This window comes from Prevotella sp. ne3005 (assembly GCF_900110085.1).
In the GTDB taxonomy this organism is placed as follows: domain Bacteria; phylum Bacteroidota; class Bacteroidia; order Bacteroidales; family Bacteroidaceae; genus Prevotella.
In genome coordinates, this window is sequence record NZ_FOCK01000004.1 from 235273 (window position 1) to 261282 (window position 26010).

Genomic DNA, 26010 nt, shown 5'->3' on the forward strand with positions numbered 1-26010 from the left:
ACGAATAAATAGGATACTAACTACTTGCCTGTGGTGTCTTTCTGCAGTATCGGCCATGGGCCAAATCTGGACGAATGTCGACCCCAAGATCGGGATGGAGGGTGTGGGGCGCACCTTCCCTGGTCCGTCGATGCCTTTTGGCATGTGCAAGCCAGGCCCTGACTGTGGCGTATTGCCCAATGTCGGCTGGGCCAAGATGCCTGAGAAGGTGACGGGTTTCTCGCAGACCCATGTCAGTGGGACTGGTGGAGGTCAGAAGTATGGTAACATCCTGATACAGCCAGGTGTGGAGCCTCAGAAACGAGTCAATGAAGAGATTGCCTTAGGCTATTATGCCACCACCTTCGAGAATGGCATCCGGACGGAGATCACCACCTCTGAGCGATGCGCCTTCTATCGCATCCATTACCCCAAGGACGCCTTGCTGCTGATTGACGTGACCCACTATCTGGGTAAGGACTCCGTACCTGACAAACGCGAGAAACAGCAGTTTGTGGGGGCAGACATCGAGATCATCAACAACCACGAGGTACGGGGTTTTTCGCGCATTCGTGGTGGCTGGAACAATGGCGATGCCTATACGGTCTATTTCTGTCTGCAGTCAGACAAGCCCTTTGAGCAGAAAGGGAAAGACATCGTGGCCTTTGCCGACACGCTGGTGAACATCAAGGTGGGCATCTCGTATGTCAGCGAACAGCAGGCAAAAAGGAATATCCCTGCCAACGATTTCGACACCCAATTAAATAAGGTACGCGAGTGTTGGAATCAACAACTCAGTAAGATTCAGATCAAGGGCAGCGAGAGAGACAAGCGCATGTTCTATACAGCCCTTTACCATACGATGCTGATGCCCGTGGATAAGTCGGGGGAGAACCCCAAGTGGACGGAAAGTCCCTACTACGACGACTACTACGCCATCTGGGACACCTATCGCACCTCCACCCCACTCATCACCCTGCTCGACGAACAGCGAGAGGCCGACATCGTGAACGCCCTGCTGAATATCTACAAGCGAGAGGGATATATGCCTGATGCCCGTAGTGGCGACTGCAATGGACGAACCCAGGGAGGTTCGAATGCAGAGGTGGTCATCGCCGATGCCTTCGTCAAAGGCTTGAAGGGAATCGACTACAACCTCGCCCTCCAGGCCATGCTGAAGGATGCAGAAGTAGACCCAGGGGCTGATCATGAGAAGCATGGACGAGGCGGACTGAAGGAATATACAGAACTGGGCTATATCCCCTATGGCATCGACCGTGCTGGCAACCGTACTATCGAATATGCCTACAACGACTATTGTATCGCACTGGTAGCCAAAGGATTAGGGCGCACAGACATCTACGAGCAATATCTCAAACAGTCGAAAAACTGGAAGAACCTCTGGCGCTCCGACTATGAATGGGATGGGGTGAAGGGGTATATCATGCCCAAGGATGCCCAAGGCCGCTGGCTCGACTCCGTACCCTGGGGCCATTCGAAGGTCTATCATCCACAGATTCCCTATACGCCCATCACAAAGGTGGCGCCCTGGTATCTGCCTTGGTGGAGCACCTTCTTCTACGAGGCCCTCTCGGCAGAATACTCGTTGAGCATACCCCACGATGTGCCAGGACTGATTGAGGCCTGTGGGGGGGCAGAGACCTTCCGCAAGCGACTGGACATGTTCTTCGACCGCAAGCGCTATAACGTGGGCAACGAGCCCTCGTTCCTCACCCCCTGCCTCTACCACTGGATAGGGCGGCCTGACCTGAGTTCAGACCGTGTGCGCGAGATTGTCACCTCGAACTATACCGACCAGCCCGATGGCCTCCCTGGCAACGACGACAGTGGAGCCATGTCCTCCTGGCTCGCCTTCCACATGATGGGCCTCTATCCCAATGCAGGCCAGAGCTACTACCTGCTCCATGCCCCCCTGATTCCAGAGTGGACCCTGCAGCTCTGCAATGGCAAGACCCTGCGAGGCATCGTGAAGGGCAAAGGCACGCACTTCGAGAAGGTGACGCTGAATGGCAAGGTGCTGGACGATGCCCGCCTGGAGCATGCCGACCTGATGGAGGGTGGAGAACTCATGTTTCACGTCTCAACGAAAAAGCCCCAGAAAGCGGCCTCAGACTTTACTCCGAGTAAAGTGGAGGTTTACTCCGGGGAAAGTCCAGGTTTACTCCGAGTAAACCGTCAGTCGTGTACACCCCTCTTTACAGCACAGATATGTTTCACGCTCAATCGGCAATATCGCACATGGCCCCTCGTCTGTCGCTGGCTTGGCGACACATTGGTGGTCAGCTGTAAAGATGCCACCTATCTCACCCCCCGAAGCATCGTGGAGCATGGCAAGGGCTTCTGCTGGGACATCCCCTCAGACGGGGCTGTGTATGAGGCCAAAGGCACCTTCGCCTTCATCTCCCTGGAGGCCCTGCACGATCTGCAGGAGAAAGGCTTCTTCGTCTATGACGGCGTCACCTGGCGCCTCGTGGACCAAGGCGACAGCCTCCATGTACGTGCAGACATCGACCAGACGGAGATGTGGATAGCCCTCAAGGACGACTTGCCCTTCGTCGTGGAAATGCGGAACAACCCATTAGGAATAGACTGGAGAATAGAAGAATAATGAAACGACTATTGACAATTATTGGCTTTTTGACATGGTGGGGGCTACTTTACGCAAGTAACCCTGATGGCAGGGATGCAGAAGAAGCCCTGGCACAGATCGACAACCAGATAGCCCAATACCATCAGAAGGGTGACACAGAGAAAGAGAGTGAGGCCCGATGGCAGAAGATTCAGACCCTCAAGAACTTCTCGATGACAGAGAAACAGGCAGAAGAAGCCCTGATCCAGATGGAATGGTTCCGAAACAACCAGCAGTGGGACAACTATTACCGTAGCTGGCAGCTCAGGTCGAATGCCCTGAGTGCAATGGGAAAGCTGCAGCTGGCACTTCAGGAGACACAACGCATGCTGAGCGATGCCAAGGAGCGCAACAACAAACTGGGACATGCGATGGCCTACAAGCAGATTGGCGTCATCTATCTGAACATGAAACAGACGGAACCAGCCGTAGACGCCTTGCAGCACTATGCCGAACTGATGAAGGACGAAGAGAGTGACATCAGTTCGCTGAGCAATATCTACTACCGCATGGCCAAGGCTTACGACTACGATGAAGCTTACGATAAAGAACTGCAAGTGACAAACGACTGGCAGAGATTCCTTCGTGAAAAGGTAGGCCTAAGGACAGACCCGGAGGCAAGGGAGTGTTACAATGCCTGGTATCTGGCAAAAGCTGCCGCCTACATCGGACTGAAACAATTCGAGAATGCCCGAGAGGCCCTCGACTCAGCAAGCTACCACGCCCACCTGATCAATACGTCACTCAGTCTGCACCACACCTATAAGATGCAGGCCCGTTACTATCTGGCACGAGGCGATGCTGCCAACGCACTGCTCTATACCGACAGCGTCAGACTGGTCACCAATGAGAAAGACGACCATACCAGCGAGATCAGGGCACAGGCGCTGATGATGCTGGACAGGGGTTCAGAGGCCGCAGAGATCTATCAGAGACTTTACCACGAGAAGGATTCTGTCTTCGGACGCGATGCCCGTCAGCACCTCGACGAGCTGAACACGCTGTTCCAGATCGATGAGCTCAAGACTGAACAGCAGCGCACCAAGTTCCGCTACACGCTGATTGCCGCATCCTCCATCGTCCTGGCACTGGTGGTATTACTCATCTTTGGCAGGCGCAACACCATCAGACAGAAGAAGGTCAATGAACAGCTCCGCATTGCCAACGAACGAGCCATCGTATCATCAAAGATGAAGACGGAATTCATCCGTAACATCTCCCACGAGATACGTACGCCACTGAACATCGTCTCTGGATTCACGCAGATACTGACCTCACCAGACATGGAACTGCCAGCAGGCAGCAAACGCGATATCCAGGAAAGGGTGACGGAGAATACAGACCGTATCACCAAGCTCGTGGACCGTATGCTCGAACTGAGCGACGTGAATAACGAAACCCTCATCGATCGAAACGACCAGACCAATGCCCTCAACATCGTGTCGCAGGCCATCGACTACTCTGGCATCGCCCTCCATACGCGTCCTGGCAATGCTGACGCCGCCGTAGTGTTCAATACTCTCGACAACGAAGAGCTCGCCTCTTCCGAGGCGCTGCTCACCAATAGCCGATATGCCGTCCACGCTCTGGCCCAGCTGTTGGAGAACGCAGTAAAGTTCACAAAGGAGGGCAGCATCACGCTGCGTATGACATCATCTGGCACCAAGGTCTGCTTCTCCGTTGAGGATACTGGCATCGGCATCCCTGCAGATCAGACGGAGCACATCTTCGAAGAGTTCGTACAGCTCAACGAGTTTGCCGATGGTGCTGGCATCGGACTGACTGTGGCCCGTTCCATCGCCCAGCGTATGGGCGGCAACCTGTGGTTGGATACTGACTATACTCAGGGTGCACGTTTTGTACTTGAACTACTTAAGTAAAGGTAAAAAGGTAAAAAAGTAAAAAGGTAAAGATATGAACCAGAGAGTTTTTAATATGGTAATAGGTGCGGTAAAAGGTCTTTTGCCCTTTTGCCTTCTTACCTTTTTACCTTTAACGATGTCTGCCCAGACGAATGAGCAGATGGGTGGCGTCTATTACGCCTATCCTGTGACAGAGACAGTGTTGGCAGAAGCCCCCGAGGGCTACAAACCCTTTTATATCTCCCACTATGGGCGTCATGGTTCACGCTGGCTGACGAATGACAACCGCTATATCTGGGTGAACAAGCATTTTGAGGATCAGAAGAACCTGACGAAGCTTGGCTTGGATGTTCGCAAGCGTTTGAATAAGATTTGGAAGAACGCCAAAGGCAATGGCGGACAGTTGACCAAGCTTGGTGGTCGCCAGCATCGTGGTATCGCCAAGAGGATGTATCAGAACTTCCCCCAGCTCTTTACGGCTGAGGCCCATCTGACTGCCCACTCCAGTACAGTAAGCCGTTGTAAGACCAGCATGGAAAATTTCGTGGCAGAGCTGAAGTCCCAGAATCCGTCCATCCTGCTCGACCCCATCACCCGTGAGGAGGATATGGCCTGGATAGCCTATACCTCACCAGAGCAGAAAGCATTGGAGGGTCGCACAAATGTACCTTTGAAGATCTCACCTGACAGATTTGTCAAGGCGCTGTTCAAAGACCCGTCGAAGGTGAAAGACCCAACAAAGCTGCTCATGGAACTACACACCATCGCCTCAGACATGCAGGATGTGGAACTCGACGTCTCGCTCTACGACCTCTTCACCCCAGAAGAGATGCAGGCTGTCTATGCCAAGAACAACGAGAGCATGACCATCGTCCATGGTGACGTGATAGGGAATGAAGGCATCCCAGCCCGATGTGCCATCTCACTCTGGCAAAGGATAGAGGCAGATGCCGAGACAGCCATCGCCTATGGAGGTGTGGGCGCTGACCTCAGATTCGGACACGACTCTAACCTCTTCCGACTGATGACGCTGATGGGGTTGGATATCCAGGGGAAGCCCATGGACGATCTGCTGCCCATGGCTGCTAATCTGCAGATCGTGTTTTATCGGAACACACAGGGAGAGGTGCTTGTGCAGTTTTTGCGAAACGAACGTTCCATGGGTTTCATGACCTGGAAAGAGCTGAAGCAACAAGTGAATGACCGCATCCATCACTTCGGGCATCTGCAACGGCTTTGTGCCCTTAACACGATGGTGGGAACGGCCCCTGCCAATACCAAGACGGCAGGCCTCTTTGGCAAAGGTTCCGAGGAACATGGTCAGACCCTGCCCGCCGTCCTCGTCCCCAATGGTCAGAACTTCTGGACCCCTCAGACTCGCGACACAGAGAAGAAGTGCGTGGCACCTTATTATTATACGGACTCTCTCTTTCAGGGCATCCGCAACAGCCACTGGGTCGTGGGAGGTTGTACACAGGATTACGGCTCCTTTACGCTGGCAGCACTGGGTGGCTCACTCCGTCTCAGACCAGAGGAACGGGCTACGCCTTTTTCCCATTCAGAAGAGGTTTCACATCCCCACTACTATGCTGTACGGCTGCCTGACGAGCATCTGAAGCTGGAGCTGACAGCCACGAGCCATACGGCTATCTTCCGCATCACACCAGAACAAGACGGACCTGTGCATATCGTCCTCAACCACAACAGCGACGAGGGCGAGGGGTATCTGGAAGTGAACAATGTCGATGGCATCGTCTACGGCTATAACCCCGTCCATCGAATCTATCAGGGTTGGGGGGAGCAGGCTGGCATCGACGGACATTATCTGTTGCAGTGTTACGACCCTATTACGGATTATGGCTGCGACAGTCTGTGTGTGTGGCTCACCTTCCAGGGGAAAGCCCATGAGCCGATTATCCTCAAGGCTGCTTCCTCTTTTACCAGCAAGACAGGAGCAGAGCGCAACTTCGCCTTCGAGGCTGAGGGACATGATTTCGAGAGTATGATGCAACAAACGGCCCAGCAATGGATTGACCGTGTGCATACCATAGACGTGGAGGATCAGGATACGGCCAAAGTGAATCAGTTCTATGGCGCCTTGTATCGGGCCTCGTTCCTGCCTCGTGAGATGAGCGATACGGATGGCACCTACCCCAAGTTTGCCAATGGCGAACTCGTAGAAGGAAGTGAGAGAAAGTATTATGGCGACTTCTCCATGTGGGACACTTATCGTGCCCTGCATCCACTCTATACACTGATAGCCCCTAAAGAGTCGGCAGACATGATGCAGTCGTTGGTGACGATGTATGAGGAAGGCGGCTGGTTGCCTATCTTCCCTTGTTGGAACTCCTACACTGCAGCCATGATTGGCGACCACTGCGCAGCCACCCTGGCAGATGCCTATGTCAAGGGTATCAGGGACTTCGATTATGAAAAAGCCTACGAGGGTATGCGTAAGAACGCCTTCGAGACACCAGCCTCGTTCGAAGACTACAAGAACGGCATGGGTCGCAGGGCCCTGACATCATATCTGAAGTATGGTTATATCCCCTTGGAGGATGGGGTGAAAGAAGCCTTCCACCAGGACGAGCAGACCTCACGTACCTTGGAATATGCCTTTGATGACTTCGCTGTTGCCCAGCTAGCCAAAGCTCTTGGTAAGGAGGAGGACTATCAGGAACTGATGCGTCGCTCCGAGAACTGGCGTAATGTCATCAACCCCAAGACAGGCTACTGCGACGGAAGATATCAGACGGGAAAGTTTGAAGACAACACTGACTTCATCCATCGCAAACCATATATCACGGAGGGTGCCACCTGTCACTACACCTGGTACGTGCCTCAGAACGTTGAGGGATTAGTAGGGATGCTGGGTGGCCAGGAAAAGTTCGAGGCCAAGCTGGATTCCCTGTTTACTGAGGGCAGGTACTGGCATGGCAATGAGCCCTGCCACCAGATAGCCTACCTCTATGATTTCGTTGGCAAACGTGAGAAGACCATTGAACGTGTGGCCCATATTCTCGATACTGAGTATAATGATACCCCTGGAGGACTCTCTGGCAATGATGACGCAGGACAGATGTCGGCTTGGTACGTCTTCTCGTCGATGGGTTTCTATCCCGTCTGCCCAGCAACCAGCCGTTATATGCTGGCAGCCCCCCGTTTCCAGAAGGTCACGCTCAATCTGCAGGATGGCAAGCAATATACTATCACGCCTACCTCACTGCCTAAAGACAGGAACTATATTACCCAAGAAGAGATTCTACAGGGAAATTAATGGTGTTTCTCCATGCCCGTCCACTTACGGAGGCGACGGGAGAGGGATTTCCAGATATGGCTGAAGTTACCATAGCGCAGATTCAGCCATAGTTCTTCCAGTGAGTTCTGAACCTTAATCCATGGATGGTTCCAGGCATTGGCTTTATAGAGCCGTTCCAGATAGGCCTTGTTCTCAACAACTGCCGAGGAATGACGCAAGGGGAAGCTGAGTTCATAGCGCTGCATGGTGAACATCCTACGAATACGATGAGGAGTTGTCTTCAGCTCTGCAGAGAAATGGGTGGAGTCCGCCATCAGTCCGATGTTGTTGATCTGGTTCTTCGCAGGCATGATGGCCAACGAATTGTGTAACAGCATGTCTGCCCAATAAATCGTCTCGAAATACTCCTTGCCACTCTGACTGTGATCATGGAACATCTGCATCATATCGCTGCGCAGATGGCGCTCACGGGCTATCTGCTCCAAGTGCTGGCGCTTTTGGGAGTCGCGCATGAATCCATACGTTGGATCCCAGCGCTCTGCCACCCGTCGCCAGGATGCCCAGCCCCAGATAGAGAAGGCGGAGGTGAAGAAATAGCTGTCCTCGCAATCAGGCGACACCTCATCGATATTGAAGCCTGCCACCATCGAGACACGTTCGTCATGCTCATACTTATCGAGCATCTCCTTACAAAAGGGGAAGAACGACTGCGAGGGCACCACATCATCCTCCAACACGATGACCTTATCGGCCAAGGAAAAAGCCCAACGATGGGAACGGAAGCCAGAGGGGTCACAGCCCTCGTTATGGTCGAGGTAGTTGCGATGCACCTCACACTCCCAGTCGATATGCTCATCGCTGACTATCTCCCTGCAAGCCTCGATACCTGCCATATCCTTCTCTCCACGAGGCCCATCCTGATAGAGCAACAGCTTTGAAGGGCGCGCCTGGCGCACGGCCTCAAACACCTGTCGGAAAGTGTCGCTACGGGTAAAGAACAGCATCAATACGGCAATATCTGTCTTGGCGGGGTGCTTCATATGAGTTCTGGCATGATGAATACGGAATGAATCTTCTGCTTCTCCTTCGGAGGAATCTCCATGTAGTTGCGATAGAGATCTGAGAGATAAGCATCAGGATTGGCAGGCGCACTAAACGACCTTCCTTCGAAGGTAATCGTGCTCAAAGGGAATACAGAGTCCTGGCGGTGCATGATGCCATAACCATTATTAATCAGAATGTTGGACATATAGACATTCTTAGGACGCATGGCACACAGCAAATGCCACAAACATTTGTTCCATGCGTATTTGGCACCAAACCAGAAGAACTCTGCAAATGAGCGCAATGAGTAGTAATGGGCCTTGTGCAGGATGGAATAACTCTTCGAGATACCTAAGGTGATACGCTTCACAAGCCCTTTAGGCAATGTGGGGTAATCAATCATGGGGAAGATATCCACATAAAGCCCCTTCTGGTAATCAGCCGCAAAATTGTCAGCTCCCTCCACATAGAACGAGTTCAGGTCTCTCACCTTCACAATAGGCTCCTTAGCCTGAGGCTCATTCTGTGGGGTCTGCAGAAAAAGGCCCTCACGCAGTTCTTTGGGGGCAATGGCTATAAATCGCTCCAAGTCCTCCTGGCGCATGGCGATGTCGATGTCATCGTCCCAAGGAATAAAACCCTTATGGCGCACGGCTCCAAGAAGCGTTCCTCCATCGAGCCAGTAGCCTATCTGATGTTTCCGGCAGATTCGGTCTATCTCCTCAAGGATGGAGAGCTGCTTCAGCTGACAAGCCCTCAGCTGCTGCTCTTTGTATTGTTTCAGATATTGATTCTCCATTTCTTTTGAATAAAGTCCATACTCTCTTTCAGTATCTGGGCACCACATAACCGCATCACACCGAGATAAAGCAAGGCAGCCAACACGACACGACTCAACAGGAGCAGCCACAGGTTATGGAGGCCAGCTGTCACCAATCCTGTCACAACCATCACACCAGCTGCCGCCAAGGCGAAGGGCAAGACGTCCTTCAGGAAGTGCAACAGTCTATAAGTCGTCAGCTTGTGAGCGAAGAAAAACCACACGAAAAGCCACACGAGATTAAGGGCGACATAGGCATGTACCATCGTACCAATACCATAGGGATGGAGCAGGATCAGAGCAACAATTTGACAGACTCCCAATACCAGCGTCGACCACATGAAGATGTCGCTGCGCCCCTTGCTGATAATCAGATCAGCCAACAATGTGCTGATAGGGATGAAGGCACCCGCAATACAGATAATCTGCAGATAGCCAGCACTCGTCAGCCATATCTCGCCCAGCGCCAGCACGATAAACTCCTTGGCCACCAAACCTATACCCAACAACAAAGGGAATGATACGAAGGCGGCAAAGCGGATCATCTTACGGAGCACCATCAGCTGCCGTTCCTGGTCGTCACGTACACTCACCAGCACAGCTTGGTCTACTTGCTTCACCATGTTCTGCACTAGCGAGTATCCCTTGAAGTTCCACTGGTAGGCCTGATTGTACTGTCCCGTTGCCGTAGAGCCGAAATAACGTCCCAACAGGATGTTCATTACATTGTTGTTAATCTGGGTCAGGATCTCGCTCAACAGAATCTTGATACTAAAAGGAAATGTCCTCTTGATGAAACTGAAATCAATGGAGAGGGTTGGCCTCCACTCACTGAAATGCCAGCGTATCAGTGTCGAGATGAGGATAAAAAGGTTCGTCTGTGTGGCAATTGCCCAGTAGGTGAACCCCAGCCACGCCATCACCACGGCAATGCCGCTCGACAGGAGCACGGCGATGATATTAGCCTGTGCCAGTTGCTTGGCACGCAGGTTCTTATAAAGATAGGCTGCCTGAGCCACGCCCCAGCTGGAGAACACAAAACTCAGAAAAGCATAGCGACAGAGCCATACCAAGCGGGGCTCATCGTAATAGCTTGCAATCAGGGGTGAGCAGAAAAAGAGGATGAGGTAGACAACTACGCCCATCCCGATATTAAACCAGAAGACAGCATTGTAGTTGCTGTCTTTCTGTTCCTTTTCATTAATGAGAGCTGTGGAGAACCCACTATTCTGAAGCGCGTTGGCAACGGCAGAGAATACGGTAATCATCGCTACCAGTCCGAAATACTCGGGCACAAGCAGACGGGCCATGATGATACCAAACACGAAGCCCAGCAACTGCTGTATGCCGTTGTTCATGCCTCCCCAAAAGAGGCCTTTTGCTGTTTTCTCCTTCAGCGACTCCTCTTCTCTCAACTCTCAACAATCAATCACCCTACCTGGCTACCAGGTTTCACATCCTTAGTGGTAGTAACGACACTGAGACTCTCATCACTGTCTACGGCAGAGAGAATCATGCCCTGGCTCTCTATGCCCATCATCTGGCGAGGGGCAAAGTTTGCCACGAACAAGATGCGCTTACCAATCAATTCCTCTGGGTTCTCATAGAAAGCAGCGATACCCGAGCAGATGGTGCGATCTGTGCCTGAACCATCGTCGATGGTGAACTGAAGCAGCTTCTTGCTCTTCTTCACCTTCTGACAATCCTTCACCAGACCTACGCGGATATCGAGTTTCTCGAAATCCTCGAATGATACGGTATCCTTGACAGGAGCGGCCTTATAGTTGGCTGCCTCATTGGCCTTCTTGGTAGCCTCCAGCTTGTCGAGCTGTTTCTGGATGACCTCATCCTCAATCTTCTCGAAGAGCAGGGCAGGCTCACCCAACTGATGGCCGGGCTTCAGGAGGTCTGTGCTACCGAGCTGCTCCCACTCGAAAGAGTCGATGGCAAGCATCTCGCGGAGCTTCTTGCTGCTGAAGGGCAGGAATGGCTCAAACGCGATAGCGAGATTAGCTGTGAGCTGCAAGCAGATATTAAGGATGGTCTCACATCGCTTGGGATCAGTCTTCCATACCTTCCAAGGCTCACACTCAGTGATATAGCGGTTACCGATACGGGCGAGGTTCATGGCCTCGAACTGAGCATCGCGGAACTTAAACTGTTCCAGCAACGCCTCTACTTTCTCCTTCACGTCCTTGAACTCTTCAAGGGCTGCTTTATCTACATCGAGCAATTCGCCACAGGCAGGAACCACACCATTCCAATACTTCTTAGTCAACTGGAGGGCACGATTCACGAAATTGCCATAAACGGCTACCAGTTCGTTGTTATTGCGATCCTGGAAGTCCTTCCAAGTGAAGTTGTTATCCTTAGTTTCAGGGGCATTGGCTGTGAGCACATAGCGCAGCACATCCTGCTTGCCAGGCATATCTACCAGATACTCATGGAGCCATACAGCCCAGTTGCGTGAGGTAGAGATCTTATCGTTCTCCAGGTTCAGGAACTCGTTGGCTGGCACGTTATCAGGCATGATATACTTGCCGTGAGCCTTCATCATCACAGGGAAGATGATACAGTGGAACACGATATTGTCCTTACCGATGAAGTGAACCAGACGAGTATCCTCATCCTGCCACCACTTCTCCCAGTTACCCCACTTCTCGGGCTCACGCTCACAGAGTTCCTTGGTGTTGGACACATAACCAATAGGTGCATCGAACCATACATAGAGCACTTTTCCTTCAGCATCCTTCACTGGCACAGGGATACCCCAGTCCAGGTCTCGGGTCATAGCACGGGGCTGAAGGTCCATATCGAGCCAAGACTTACACTGACCATATACATTGGGGCGCCATTCCTTGTGCTCCTCCAGAATCCACTGCTTCAGCCAGTCCTGATACTCATTCAAGGGCAGATACCAGTTTTTGGTCTTCTTCAGTACGGGGGTAGAACCAGAGATAGTCGATTTAGGATTAATGAGTTCTGTAGGCGAGAGATCACGTCCGCACTTCTCACACTGGTCGCCATAGGCACCCTCATTGTGGCAGTAGGGGCACTCGCCAGTCACATAGCGATCGGCCAGGAACTGCTTGGCCTCCTCGTCGTAGAGCTGCTCAGTGGTTTCCTCTGTCAGCTTACCCTCATCATAGAGCTTCTTAAACCAGTCGGCAGCAAACTTATGGTGCGTCTCACTGGTAGTACGGCTATAGATATCGAATGAGATGCCAAACTCCTCGAACGAGTCTTTAATCATCTTATGATAGCGGTCAACCACATCCTGAGGCGTGATACCCTCCTTACGGGCACGAACGGTGATGGGCACTCCATGCTCATCCGAACCTCCGATAAACAATACATCGCGCTTCTTCAGACGGAGATAGCGCACATAGATATCAGCGGGAACATACACACCAGCCAGGTGACCAATATGCACACCACCATTAGCATAGGGCAGCGCCGACGTCACCGTCGTGCGCTTGTAATTCTTGTTTTCCATTCTTATAAATACGTATTTTTTGAATTTGGGTGCAAAGATACGAATAAACAAGCGAAATGCAAAAGGAAAACTCGTTTTTCTTTTCATTTCCGAGTGATAGAAACTTCGACAAAGGTCAAAGTTATGAATAAGTGAGCGAAATACCAAATAGATTGGAGATTTTCCGAAAATGTTAATCTTCCCTAACAATGGCATGAGGCTTTTTTACTTTTTTGATATTGAAACGTCAGAATGAAAAAGTAAAGTGTAAAAGTAACAACCAAACTTAAAACTTATGAAAAAAATTATTCTTTCGTTGATGGCTCTTGCGAGCCTCACAGCAGTGGCTCAGAACCCCACGGTTCCTTCTGTAACTGAAAATGTGGTTGAAGACTTCAAGCCTGCATCAACCAATCAAGACAACAAGCAGTTCCCAATGGTAAACTCACAACGCATGGTTCGTGCACAGATTACAGCACCTCAGGCCTCTTTCGTAGGACTTGACATTGCAGGTAAGATTTATGCGATGACCAAGGACGAGAATGGTGTGTGGACTGGCACATCTGCTCCTCAGGACGAAGGATTCCACTATTATCAGCTTAACATCGACGGTGCTTCTGTTCCCGATCCGGGCAGCAAGTATTATTATGGTGCCAGCCGTTGGGGTAGCGGTATCGACGTGCCTGCCGCCGACGAGGACTTCTACACTGTTAAGAACGTGCCGCAGGGCTCTATCAATGAAGTGTACTACTGGTCATCGGTAACAGAATCCATGCGTCATGGCTACATCTATCTGCCTGCAGAATATTACGCAAATCCTGATAAGAAGTTCCCCGTCTTATATCTGCAGCACGGCATGGGTGAGAACGAGACAGGATGGAGTGCCCAGGGTAAGACTGGCATCATCATGGATAATCTGATTGCAGAGGGTAAGGCCGTACCTTTCATCATCTTCATGGATAACGGATTGAACGCGCGTCGTCCTGGTGAGCAGCCCATGGGCTTTGGTGGTCCTCGTCCTGGTGGCGCCCGTCCTCAGGGTGCTCCTCAAGGAGGTCCTCGTCCACAGGGTGGTGCTCAAGGCCAGCGTCCCCGCATGAGTGGCGCCGACTTTGCCAAGATGGCTCGTCGTATGGGTGGGGCCTTTGAGGAAGTGCTGATTAAGGATATCATCCCTATGGTGGAGAAGAACTACCGCGTGATAGCCGACAGCGAACATCGTGCGATGGCAGGTCTCTCGATGGGTGGTATGCAGACACATGGCATCACGCTTAACAACCCCACCACATTTGCCTATGTAGGTATTTTCAGCGGTGGCACTATTGGTGCTGAAGAGTTGACAGATGTACCTGACTTCAAGAAAACCAACAAGGTGCTCTTTATGAGTGCCGGCGGCAAGGAGACAGGTATGGCCGAAGGAGAAAACAGCGTTGGCAAGGCTGCTGAGGGCATGAAGGCTATCGGCATCAACGCCCATAGCTATATCTCACCAGAGACGGCTCACGAATGGCAGACTTGGCGCAGAAGTCTCTATCAGTTCGCACAGTTACTATTCAAATAAAAACATAAATAATCCCCAGCCAGTTGGTTGGGGATTATTCTGTCTTAGAAATTCTTACGAACACCCTGCCACTCAGGGAACTTCATCTTCAGATACTCATCATCGAGGAAGAGGGCTGATTGTCCCACCCGACCTTTCAACTGCCAATCGAGCCACTTGATAACGGCCTTGGCATAATTACCACCATACTTCTCATAATAGGTGCCGCTATGACCGTCCTTGGAATTCAGCATCACCACGGGGATATTGTCGGCAATGCGCTCATAGTCTTTCTGGGCATTGGCATAGGCGATATCAGCAGGGCCACCAATCATATAAAACATCGGTTGGTGAAGGTTCTTCAAGTTCTCTTTCGTTGCACCCATCATTTCCATATCACCGATACCTGTGTTCAGCATCACGCATGTCTTGATACGGGGATCATAAGCCACACCTAACACCTGGGCACCACCACACGACTGCCCCATCGCAGCCACATGGTCAAGATCCAGACAATGGTAGTATTCAGATCCAGAGGTTGCATTCTGTTCTGTAAGCCAATCAAGTACCTCCAGCAACATCTTAGGATAGGTACTGAAGACAGGGGCTGCAGGTTGCTTCTTGCCCTTCTTTGCATTTTTGAGAGCCTGTTCACGCTGTTTGGCTTGCTGCTCCTCACGGGCTTTCTTTTCTTCGACAGTCAGTGGTAGTATCTTCTCACCATTGGCCATGATGACCTCACCCTTGGTTTCAGGATAGGCAGACTTCAGCACGCCACGCCATTGTGCCATTACGTCGGCCTCATCATAGGGACCGATGGCGGCTGCTACATAACCATAGGAAGCCACCTCACTCAGCAATAGTCGCATCTCCACGTTGTTGTTGAAACAAGCACCGTTAGCATAGACAATTACGGGCAGCGATCCCTTTTGCGCAACCACCTCTTTCAGGTTCTGAGGACGATACACCGTGAAGCCAGGACAGGAGGCATCACCCACCACTTCCGATTTAAAAGGACCTGTACCGCCTTCTTCTACTACTTGTCTTTGAACTGTCTGGGCTTTCATCAGCCCCACACTTGCAGCGAACAACATCGCTGTCATCAATAATTTCTTCATAATGGTTTTGATTTATTAATACGATTGCAAAGATACAACATTTATCATTATCCTCCAAACTTTAAGCTCTTCTTTTTTATCATGATCTCAGATTATTCTGATAAGGGTGGTTCCCAAAGATGTCGCTGCATATCTACATGGCCGTTTGGCTTGAAAGCGACACCCTCTGATTCTAATAAGGTGCGCTGACGGCTCCATCCTGGGGCTGTGCGCCCTTCATTATTTACTACACGGTGGCAAGGCAATAATTCTGCCCCAGGTGTATATCGCAGCGTTCGACCAACCATCCTCGCATGACTAGGCCATCCCGCTAAAGCAGCGATACGACCATAAGTTGTTACATAACCGCAAGGAATCTGACTGACGATGTTCAGCACATCATCACGAAACGTACGCACCTGCTTTGGTGTCATCTTGTCTGGATAATCTTTCATTACCTTGATACATATTGCTTATTTTACGGCCACAAAGTTAGCATAAATTGAACGAAATAATACAAATTAACCCATTTTATTTGATAATTATCAATGGATTCAAATTTTTTTTGTAATTTTGCCAAAAAATTATTCGATAGCAACATTTTAGGTATATGAATAGCACTAAGACTTTTGGATTGAATTGCTTATTTGTCGTGTTGGGGCTCCTCTTCGCAGGTACAGCCCAAGCACAGGATCGGCTGTATGCCGATGAGTTCCCCTTAGGGGATGTCACCTTACTCGACGGACCGCTGAAGAAGGCCCGCGACCTGAACATCAGTGTGCTGATGAAATATGACAACGACCGTCTGCTGGCACCTTATCTCAAGGAGGCAGGACTAACACCTAAGGGAAAGTCATATCCCAACTGGGACGGACTGGATGGTCACGTGGGTGGCCACTACCTGACGGCCTTGGCTATCAATGCCGCTACAGGCAGTAAGGAGTGTCAACAGCGTCTCGACTATTGGATCAGTGAACTGCAAGCCTGTGCCGATGCTAACGCCAAGAACCACCCGGAGTGGGGTAAGGGCTATGTGGGCGGTGTGCCTGGCAGCGATCGTATCTGGTCAGCCTTCAAGAAGGGCGACTTCGGACCCTATTCAGGGGCGTGGGTGCCTTTCTATAATCTTCATAAGATGTACGCAGGCCTGCGCGATGCGTGGGTGTATTGCGGCAACGAACAGGCAAAGGCGCTTTTCCTTGGTTTCTGCGACTGGGCCATCGACCTGACGGCGGGTCTTTCGGATGCCCAGATGGAACGTGCGCTCGATACAGAGCACGGCGGCATGAACGAGGTGCTGGCTGATGCCTATGCTATCACTGGCGAACAAAAATATCTTGATGTGGCTCGCCGTTTCTCCCATCGTCGTCTGCTCAACCCGTTGATGCAGCGTCGCGACTGTCTGGACAATATGCATGCCAACACACAGGTGCCTAAGGTGGTTGGTTTTGAGCGTATCGCCGAACTGGCTGGCGATGAGGCTTATCATACCGCTGGTGCTTACTTCTGGGATATCGTCACAGGTGAGCGCTCACTGGCCTTCGGAGGTAACAGCCGTCGCGAGCACTTCCCCAGCAAGGAGGCTTGCCAGGACTTCGTGACAGACATCGATGGCCCTGAGAGCTGTAACACCAACAACATGCTGAAGCTTACGGAGGATCTGCATCGCCGCAATCCAGAGGCACGTTATGCCGACTTCTTCGAGTTGGCCACCTTCAATCATATCCTTTCCACCCAGCATCCTGAACATGGTGGCTATGTGTATTTCACGTCGGCTCGTCCCCGCCATTACCGCAACTATTCTGCTCCCAACGAGGCCATGTGGTGCTGTGTAGGCACAGGTATGGAGAATCACGGTAAGTACGGTCAGTTTATCTATACCCATGTGGGCGAAGCCCTCTATGTGAACCTCTTTGTGGCCTCTAAACTGAATTGGAAGGCGAAAGGTGTCACGATCCGTCAAGAGACCGACTTCCCCTATGCAGAGACCAGCAAAATCACCATTGCTGAGGGTAAGGGCAAGTTTGCACTCAATGTGCGCTACCCGGGATGGGTGAAGCAGGGGCAGTTCTGCGTTAAGGTGAATGGACAACCCGTGAGCATCGTCACAGGTCCCTCATCGTATGTCAGCATCGACCGTCAGTGGAAGAAGGGTGACATCGTCGAGATGACCTTCCCGATGTACAGTTATGTGAAGTATTTGCCGAACCTGCCGCAGTATATCGCTCTGATGCACGGCCCCGTGATGCTCGCCATGAAGACGGGTACGGAAGACCTGGCACATCTCATTGCCGATGACAGCCGTTTCGGACAGCTCGCCACAGGTAAGAAGCTGCCTACAGACCAGGCGCCTATCCTTATTAATAATAATATCGAGGATATCGCCAACCAGCTAGTGCCTGTCGAAGGCAAGCCCCTCCACTTCACCATCACTACCAAGATGGTTAACGAGATACGCAATGAGCTGATGCCGTTCTTCGATCTCCACGACGCCCGTTACATGATGTACTGGCTCGCCCTCTCGGAGGACAGCTACAAGGGTTATCTCGACAATCTTGCCAAGCAGGAGCAGGAGCGTCAGGCACTCGAAGACCGCACCGTCGATAAGGTGCAGCCTGGTGAGCAGCAGCCTGAGAGCGACCACTTCATGGAGACTGATGACTCGTTCGTAGGCAACTCCAACGATGTGTTCTATCGCGATGCCAGCAACGGTCATTACTTCAGCTACCTGATGCAGACAGGTGGAAAGACTAACCTCAGCCTCCGCCTGAAGTACTGGGGCGTTGGTGAGTGGAAGAGCCACGAGTTTGATATCTTCGTCGATGATGTGTTGGTGACATCAGTTAACAACACAGGCAAATACCGCATATCGAAGTTCATCTACGAGACCTATCCTGTACCAGCTGATGCGCTGAAAGGCAAGAAACAAGTACGCGTGAAGTTCGTGGCCAAACCCAAGAAGCAGGTCGGCGAGATATACGAAGTGAGACTTATACAGGGTGAGTAATTTTGTATCAAGAATCAACTGCGTAATTCTTTAAATATGTTATTTATTATTTTTTCGTCGAAATAATGCGGTTGTTTAAGTTATTATTCGTAACTTTGCCCGCAACTTAAATTAATTAAACAAAACTTATGAATAGACTAACAACTCTTGCTGCCCTCTTGATGGCAGCGACAGCAAGTCTCAATGCCCAGAAGCCGATGACCGCCCCAGCTGGTGGAAAGGCTATCAGCGACGAGCTGATTGGTATTTTCTTTGAGGATATCAACAATTCTGCCGACGGTGGTCTCAACGCCGAACTGGTACAAAACGGCTCCTTTGAATTCTCACCCGTTGAACGCGACGGTTGGGGAGCAGGTACCGCTTGGAAGATGATCCGCCCAGGACACTCCACTGGATGGATTGAGACCCGCATGGACAATCCTGTACATCCCAATAACGCCAATTATATGCGCCTCCACATCGAGCGTGTCAAGGAGTATTTCGACTATCGCGGCTGGAAGGGATTCGGCCTGCAGAACGATGGTTTCGACGGCATCTCTGTGAAGGCTGGTGAGAAATATGACTTCTCTGCCTTCTTCCGTAATATTGGTGACGCCAAGCAGGTACGCGTGGTGCTCGTTGAACAACAGCCAGGATGGCCTCCCAAGGATCCCAAGCTCTTGGCAGAAGCTATCATCGATGTAAAGGATAATGGCTGGAAGAAATATGAGGCTGTGCTGACACCCGATTCTACTTGTCAGAAGGCTTCTCTCCAGATGCTCGTTCTGAACCCTGGTGATTTAGATGTCGACGTAATCTCACTGATGCCAGAGGATACCTATATGGGACACGGAATTCGCAAGGACCTGGCCCAGGCACTGGCCGATCTGCATCCTAAGTTTATGCGCTTCCCCGGTGGCTGTGTAGTACATGGTGGTGGCGACGGCTTCTGGAACACCTATCGTTGGAAGACCACCATTGGTCCAAAGGAGACACGCCGCCAGCTGAAGAACACATGGGGCTATCACCAGAGTGTGGCTCTGGGTTATTTCGAGTACTTCCAGTTCTGCGAAGACCTTGGCATGGAGCCCGTACCCATTCTGCCTGCAGGTGTGAGCTGTCAGGGTGCTAATGGCGGTTGGAACATGTGGCCTACACAAGCTCAGGACGTGGTGCCCATGAGCGAGATGGACGAGTGGGTTGACGAAGTGATTGACCTCATTGAATGGGCTAATGGCGACCCTGCCACCAACAAGTGGGCCAAGATGCGTGCCGAAGCTGGTCATCCCAAGCCCTTCAACCTGAAGTATATTGGTATTGGTAACGAGGAGAAGATCTCTCCAGAGTTCATCGAGCGTTTCAAATATATCTATGAACGCGTGACGAAGGCTCATCCTGAGATTGTCATCGTAGGAACTGCTGGCCCAGGCTCTCATGCAGGCAATCCTGACTATGAAGCAGGCTGGAAACTGGCCAACGAACTCGCCATGCCCATTCTTGACGAGCACTACTACGAGCAGAACGAGTTCTTCTTAAACAAGCGCCAGTATGACAACTATCCTCGCGATGCCAAGACCAAGGTCTACTTAGGTGAATATGCCGCTAAGGACAAGAAGTTAATCGACGCCCTTGCTGAAGGTCTCTATCTGCTTCATGTTGAGCGCAATGCTGATGTGGTAGCCATGACATCCTATGCTCCTCTTTTTGCCCGCAAGAACGGTACCCAGTGGAATCCCGACCTCATCTACTATGACAATGAGCGTCCATTCCTTACCTGCAGCTATTATGTGCAACAGCTCTTCGGACAATCGAGTGGTAACTATTATTATGGTGATTGTGTGAAGTTTGAGGGCGACACCCCCGATGCTGTCCAGCCCATGGAGAATGTACACTACGGTCAGAGCGTCATTCTGAACACTAAGACCCGTCAGCTATTTGTGAAGATTTGTAACGCCAGTGCTGAGGCCAAGAAGGCCAACATCAACCTCTCGCGCTTCGGTGTGAAGAAGGTGGCCACTAAGACGGTGCTTGCTGGCAATCCTAACGATGAGAACAACTTTGATGCTCAGCCCATCGCTCCACAGAAGGAGCAAGTCAAGGCCCAGAAGAAATTCAGCCTCGACATCGCCCCCTACTCGTTCGTGATGCTGCAGTATCAACTCTAATATGAAAGAATGATCCCCCATCGGTGGGGGGGCATCACCTGTTAACCAATTTTACATATCAACCCTAATTATGAACCTTCAAATTCCAGGCTCGGTAAGTTGGGCAGCTTTCCTTGAAATGGGAGCCCGACTCGAGAATTCTCCAAATGCAGGCCTATAAAGGACTGATAAAATGTAATAGAACTATAGAACTAAACAAGGAGCCCCGCCTAACAAGACGGGGCTTTTTGTTGATTTACATAGCGTAACCCTTCCACAAGCCGCCGCCAACGGTCTCTTCGCGGGCACCCCAGTTGTCTTTGAGAATCTCGTCCACCAGGCTACCACAGTACACTGCATAGAATGAAGTGCCGGTAGCTACGTGCAGCGTGGTGTTCGACTGGTATGTAAGGGCCACGATGCTGTTAACACCCCAGGTATTGCGAACACTCTCGAAGTTGCAGTAAGGCACTACCTCGTCACCAATAGAGTGGAAGAAGGTGAAGCCCTTGCCCGGTGTGAAGTCGCCAGCTGTCAGCGCATTCTTGGCCATAGCATTCTCAAGAGCCTTCAACTTGGCCTCAGGAACGTCACCGGAGATGGTACCATTGCGGAAGTATTCGATGACCTCGGGCTTGAGGCACTGATCTACGGTGCAGTAGTTGTAGCCCTTGCCGTTCTCAAGTTCGAAGCTGCGCTTCTTGCCCTTTGAGTCAGTGGCGTTATTCTTGGTGTAGGGAAGGAAACCGTCGTTTGACTGGGCTCTCATCATGAAGCCACCTTCATCACCATTTTCGAATGAATGCTTGAGCAGTGCGGCCTGAATATCGTCGGTTGTCTTATCCTTGGCCTGAATCATCTGAAAGATACCTGTCTGGTAGAATTTATCGGTCACGAAGTCCTCACATTTGCAGCCAAGGGCTATCATGTCGGGGTCGGTGTCGACAGCGCCCTTCAGCAGCAAGGCGGGAGCTACGGGCATATAAAGCTTATCCATCGCGATATAGCGCTTCAACGTGGCCAGGGGATCATAAGGACCGTCACCGCATACGGCACCCTTCAGGCGGAGTGAGGTCTCACCATGCTTCTGACAGTAGCGCAACACGCCTGCTGCTACAGCACCTCCCTGTGAATAGCCGATGGCTACTGAAGACCAGTTGGGGTCCATCTTTGTCACATTTTTCTCATAATAGCTCAGGGCAGCCTTCGCACCTGTTACCACCTGCTCGGCAGTGAGCTCGCGGTTGCAGTAAGGATGGGGGATGCTGGCGGTAGAACCATAACCCTCGTAGTCGGGAACGACAACCAGTGCTTTCTGGCTTAATACGTTGGCAAACAGGGCCAGCATATTGATCTCGCCCAAAGTAGGCAGATTGCTGAAGTTGGAGGGGCACTGGGCATTGCTGGTGATGGTGCTGTGGCAGCCGATGACCAACTGGTTGGCAGTGGGGTTCGTTTCATAAACTACAAGATTGAGATAGGGAAATACCACAAGTTCCGAAAGGTCCTTCTGAGTACCGTCGGCGGTATTGCAACGATAGTTCAGCGTTACCCACTGGTACATTTGGCCGGTGCTCTTGCCGTCACCGTTCTGGAGCATCATCTTGGCCTCTGACTCTGAGACCTGACTTATTTTGATATCCTCGGGATTAAACTCACCGACGTTGCCACGGGTGAGGTTTTTCTTATTTGCCTCAACTTTCATGATACCTGATGCCGTTACCTTGACATCCGATACGGGGTACTCCTTATTATTATTTGTAAAGGTAGGGGTCTGCTCAACGATCTCGTCGTCTGCTGTACATGCTGTGAAACTTACTGCAGCAAAAATGCTGCTGATAATGATAATCACTGATTTCTTAATTGTCTTCATAACTTCTTCTTTTTTACATCTTATTATTACTTCATTTTCTAACTCGGTGCAAAGATAAGACGTTTTTCAGGCACTTTCCAAACTTTTTCCCGTTTTTCATTTGAGGTTATTGCGACTGGCATACGAGAATGCGACAGACCTCAGGAGAGACCCTGAAATCTGTCGCAATCCGATATTATTGTTCACAAAAAAACTCAAACACCCCCACACCCCACCCAAATCTCTCGGAAGCCCTTTATATATTAGGGGTTGAGCAGGGTTGGGTGTTCTCAAACACTCCACCTAACACTCCACCAACACTCCACCAACACCCCACCAACTAGGCAACTTTTACAAGGATACTATTTAATGCCTCCTGAGTCAGCACACGTTAGTAGGGTTTTCAACGATCCAGACAAATTGATTAGTCTCAGGGTGGGGTGTTGGTGTAGTCTTGGTGGGGTGTTGGTAAACACCCCACCACGCTCAAACCCTAGTAAACAGAGGGCTTCCGAGAGATTTGGGTGGGGTGTGGGGTGTTTGAGGCGTTTTATTCTTATTTATAGGGTAGCAAACTGTCCGTTTACAGGGAGTAAACCCAGAGTTCCCACGTTGGGAACTCAGAGAAACTCGTAAGCAAACTCCCAGTAATCCCGTAGCGGACAGTCTCGTTATTAGTATCATTCTACCTGAATGGCTGTGAAGGAGTATGGGGGCAAGGTAAGCTGGGAGCCACTGAGGGAGAGGGACTTGAGTTCTACCTGCTGGTCCTTGGGCTTGCCGCAGAAGGTTTCGGCTTTGGCACCTTCGGGGAGGGAAAGGCCGTTTATTTTCAACACAAGCGGATCGGGCATGGCATTCACGAGCTTCAGATACCGATGGCCTGTCTTCGAGTCGCGCACCAGACTGGCACCAAGGCGATAGCTCACATCGGGCAGGTTCTTTTGCGTGGCGCCAGGCATCTCTAGAGGCTCTATCATCAGCTTAGTGGTGACATAGCGGTCGCCGCCATAGACGGAGAAGAGGCGCTGAACCTCATAGGCAGGCGTGGGACGCACCTCTGTATTGGAGAAGTAGATCATGTCGGGATCCCAATTGTGGTGGCCATCCTTAGCGAGCATGGGAGCATAGGAGGTCATCTCGACAACGTCGCCATTACGCTCCACATCCGTCAGATAGAGAGCCTCAGCAAGGGCTGTCTCCACGTTGGGGCGCTTGACATTGGTAGAGGCAGCATACTCACCTAGGTAGACCTTCGGGCCCTTCCTGTCGTAAGAGTCGTAGTAATCGCGATGGTGCATGAACCAGCCCGTAGACTCATAATAGTGCTCATCGACCATATACTGCAGATCGGGATGCTTCTTCGCAAAGTCCCAACCCTCCAGATAGTCGGCACTGGGAGAGTGAAAGGGGCCTACAGTGCCACAGATCTTGATGTCGGGGTATTTCTCGCGGATGGCCTTGCAGATCATCTCGTAACGCTCCTCGAAGACGGTGGAGATGATATCCTCGTTGCCAATGCCGATATACTTCAGGTTGAAGGGCTTGGGATGGCCTGCGTCAGCACGCATCTTGGCCCATTTCGAGGTGGCGGGGTCGCCATTGGCCCAATCGATCATATCGAGCAGCTCCTGGATATAGGCAGGCATCTGGTCCATCGGGATACCACCCTGCTGACCACCAATGCCATTGCGGTTGTTGTTGGAGTTCTGACAAGGCACACCTGCAGCGAGTACGGGCAGAGGCTCTGCTCCGATATCCTCACAGAACTGGAAGTACTCGAAGAAGCCGAGTCCTCGTGTCTGATGATAACCCCAGATATTGAAATCGGGCTTACGATCCTGCAAGGGACCTACGGTATGGTTCCAATGGTAGATATTCTCCAAGCCCTGTCCATGGCTCATGCAACCACCAGGGAAGCGCATGAACTTGGGTTTCATGGCAGCGATGGTCTCTGCCAGATCCTTACGCAGGCCGTTCTTGCGATGCATGAAGGTTTCTTGTGGGAAGAGGCTTACCATATCGATGCCAGCCTTAGCCTCCTTGAGGCCGATGACAGCAAGGCGCGTCTTATCGCAGGTCTTACTGGCCGTTAACACTGCCTCGTACTGTTTCCAGTCCTTGCCCTCAGTCTTTAGTGTAGTCTTGGCGAGGACCACTCCATTGCTGTCGACGAGCTGGATGAGGAAGTTCTTCTTATCATTATAGTTACGTACGAACATGGAGAAGTCATACTTCTCGCCTGCCTTGATGGCGATACCATCCCAACCATCGTTAAAGATGGTGTCGTTGCCCAATACGGCATAACGTGGATTGTTCTTGCTCAGCGGATCAACCTGCACCACATTGATGGGTTTGCTACTGCTCCACCCTGTCGTGGCTTTCCAACCACGATGGTCTTTGGGCAGATACTCAAAATCGCGGTTCTGGATAAGCTCGGCATAGAGTCCACCATCAGCCGCATAGCTGATATCCTCGAAGAAGATGCCAATGAGCTTGTCGCTGATAGGCTTCTCTTCATTAGTTACCACTAATGTGGCTTTGACGGGCATACGATAGAAGGGGTTCTTGGCATCCTCATACATCCGCTCCTGACTCTTTTCCCTATCAGCAGCCTGTTGCTCGAAATGGCTGACGATGGTCTTCAGTTCACTGGCAGAGAGCTCGAATTTGCAACCTTCCTGCAAAGTCCCGGCAACAGTGGCCGTATCGCGAATCCATGCTGCTTGATCTATGAGGCTTTTCTCGTCCTTCGAGAACTGACGGAAATCATTGGAAGCCGATACCCAGCGCTTGTCGCCACCCTTCGTCTGATAATAGATGTCGAAGGTGCCATTATCGTTGGCAAAGATAACGGGTTTCAAGCACTGGCGGGTGGTCATCATAGGATAATCCTGTGGTCTCCAGGAAACGAGGTCCTTGCTGTAGGCAGCAGCAAACATCGGACTTCTGTCGTTAATCTGGAACACCAATCGCCATGTACCATCCTGGGCACGAGTCACAGAAGGATGGTACATCCGCTTCTCTACTCCCCATGTACCATAGTCAGATGAGCAGAGCTGTCCTAAGTCCTGCCAACCATTGCCAGATTGCTGTGCGATATGCAAGCCAGCTCTCTCTCCAGGGCAATAGAGAAACACCTGCTTGGTGTCTTGTGCGTATACCTCAACCCCTGCTATCAGCAGAAGCAAACCCATTCCAAAACGTATAAGTTTTCCCATAATGATTGTTTTTAGTAATTTATGGGGCAAAGATACGAAAAAAGCCGAAAGCATCAAAACTTTCGGCTTATTTTCTTTATC

14 protein-coding genes are annotated in these 26010 nt (G+C 51.2%); 6 read left to right on the forward strand and 8 right to left on the reverse strand.

Annotated elements, in window-relative coordinates:
- Positions 1 to 55: 55 nt before the first annotated feature.
- From BMY16_RS07455 to BMY16_RS07465, 3 genes are all read left to right on the forward strand, one after another.
- Entirely contained in the window at positions 56 to 2608 is a 2553-nt protein-coding gene (locus BMY16_RS07455) for a GH92 family glycosyl hydrolase (RefSeq protein ID WP_244512978.1), read from the forward strand.
- Positions 2608 to 4509 carry a sensor histidine kinase gene (locus BMY16_RS07460; protein WP_091841317.1) on the forward strand — a complete coding sequence of 634 codons (1902 nt, stop codon included), beginning with the start codon at positions 2608 to 2610 and terminating at the stop codon, positions 4507 to 4509. Before BMY16_RS07455 ends, BMY16_RS07460 begins: the two co-directional genes overlap by 1 nt.
- A 118-nt stretch (positions 4510 to 4627) precedes the next feature.
- Positions 4628 to 7768 carry a GH92 family glycosyl hydrolase gene (locus tag BMY16_RS07465; RefSeq protein ID WP_091841318.1) on the forward strand — a complete coding sequence of 1047 codons (3141 nt, stop codon included), beginning with the start codon at positions 4628 to 4630 and terminating at the stop codon, positions 7766 to 7768.
- Here the strand turns inward: BMY16_RS07465 and BMY16_RS07470 are convergent.
- The 4 genes from BMY16_RS07470 to metG are packed head-to-tail and all read right to left on the reverse strand — an operon-like array spanning position 7765 to position 13110.
- Complete coding sequence (locus BMY16_RS07470; protein WP_091841320.1) at positions 7765 to 8790, reverse strand: glycosyltransferase family protein; 1026 nt, start codon at positions 8788 to 8790, stop codon at positions 7765 to 7767. The genes BMY16_RS07465 and BMY16_RS07470 overlap by 4 nt on opposite strands.
- The gene (locus BMY16_RS07475; protein ID WP_091841322.1) at positions 8787 to 9593 is read right to left on the reverse strand and encodes a LicD family protein; all 807 of its coding nucleotides are present in this window, start codon (positions 9591 to 9593) and stop codon (positions 8787 to 8789) included. The genes BMY16_RS07470 and BMY16_RS07475 overlap by 4 nt, the downstream gene beginning before the upstream one ends.
- The gene (locus BMY16_RS07480; protein ID WP_262987324.1) at positions 9575 to 11029 is read right to left on the reverse strand and encodes a lipopolysaccharide biosynthesis protein; all 1455 of its coding nucleotides are present in this window, start codon (positions 11027 to 11029) and stop codon (positions 9575 to 9577) included. Before BMY16_RS07480 ends, BMY16_RS07475 begins: the two co-directional genes overlap by 19 nt.
- 14 nt (positions 11030 to 11043) lie before the next feature.
- The gene (metG, locus tag BMY16_RS07485; protein ID WP_091841324.1) at positions 11044 to 13110 is read right to left on the reverse strand and encodes a methionine--tRNA ligase; all 2067 of its coding nucleotides are present in this window, start codon (positions 13108 to 13110) and stop codon (positions 11044 to 11046) included.
- Between the two features lie 274 nt (positions 13111 to 13384).
- Here metG and BMY16_RS07490 point away from each other — a divergent pair, with 274 nt between their 5' ends.
- Positions 13385 to 14650, forward strand: a complete 1266-nt coding sequence (locus tag BMY16_RS07490; RefSeq protein ID WP_091841325.1) for an alpha/beta hydrolase — start codon at positions 13385 to 13387, stop codon at positions 14648 to 14650.
- Between the two features lie 44 nt (positions 14651 to 14694).
- On the opposite strand, the gene BMY16_RS07495 is transcribed toward BMY16_RS07490, so the two are convergent.
- Positions 14695 to 15747, reverse strand: coding sequence for an alpha/beta hydrolase (locus BMY16_RS07495; protein ID WP_091841327.1), 1053 nt, complete (start codon positions 15745 to 15747; stop codon positions 14695 to 14697).
- A gap of 92 nt (positions 15748 to 15839) precedes the next feature.
- On the reverse strand, positions 15840 to 16181 hold the full coding sequence (locus BMY16_RS07500; protein WP_091841328.1) for an MGMT family protein: 342 nt from the start codon (positions 16179 to 16181) through the stop codon (positions 15840 to 15842).
- Between the two features lie 155 nt (positions 16182 to 16336).
- Here BMY16_RS07500 and BMY16_RS07505 point away from each other — a divergent pair, with 155 nt between their 5' ends.
- Both BMY16_RS07505 and BMY16_RS07510 read left to right on the forward strand, forming a co-directional pair.
- Positions 16337 to 18733: a glycoside hydrolase family 127 protein gene (locus BMY16_RS07505; protein ID WP_091841330.1), complete on the forward strand. Its 2397-nt coding sequence runs from the start codon at positions 16337 to 16339 to the stop codon at positions 18731 to 18733.
- 128 nt (positions 18734 to 18861) lie between these two features.
- On the forward strand, positions 18862 to 20877 hold the full coding sequence (locus tag BMY16_RS07510) for an alpha-L-arabinofuranosidase C-terminal domain-containing protein (RefSeq protein WP_091841331.1): 2016 nt from the start codon (positions 18862 to 18864) through the stop codon (positions 20875 to 20877).
- A 235-nt stretch (positions 20878 to 21112) separates the two neighbouring features.
- Here the strand turns inward: BMY16_RS07510 and BMY16_RS07515 are convergent, their stop codons facing one another.
- Entirely contained in the window at positions 21113 to 22729 is a 1617-nt protein-coding gene (locus BMY16_RS07515; RefSeq protein ID WP_091841333.1) for a lipase family protein, read from the reverse strand.
- A 659-nt stretch (positions 22730 to 23388) separates the two neighbouring features.
- Positions 23389 to 25929 (reverse strand): alpha-L-arabinofuranosidase C-terminal domain-containing protein, encoded by a 2541-nt coding sequence (locus tag BMY16_RS07520; RefSeq protein ID WP_091841335.1) that lies wholly within the window; start codon positions 25927 to 25929, stop codon positions 23389 to 23391.
- Positions 25930 to 26010 lie beyond the last annotated feature (81 nt).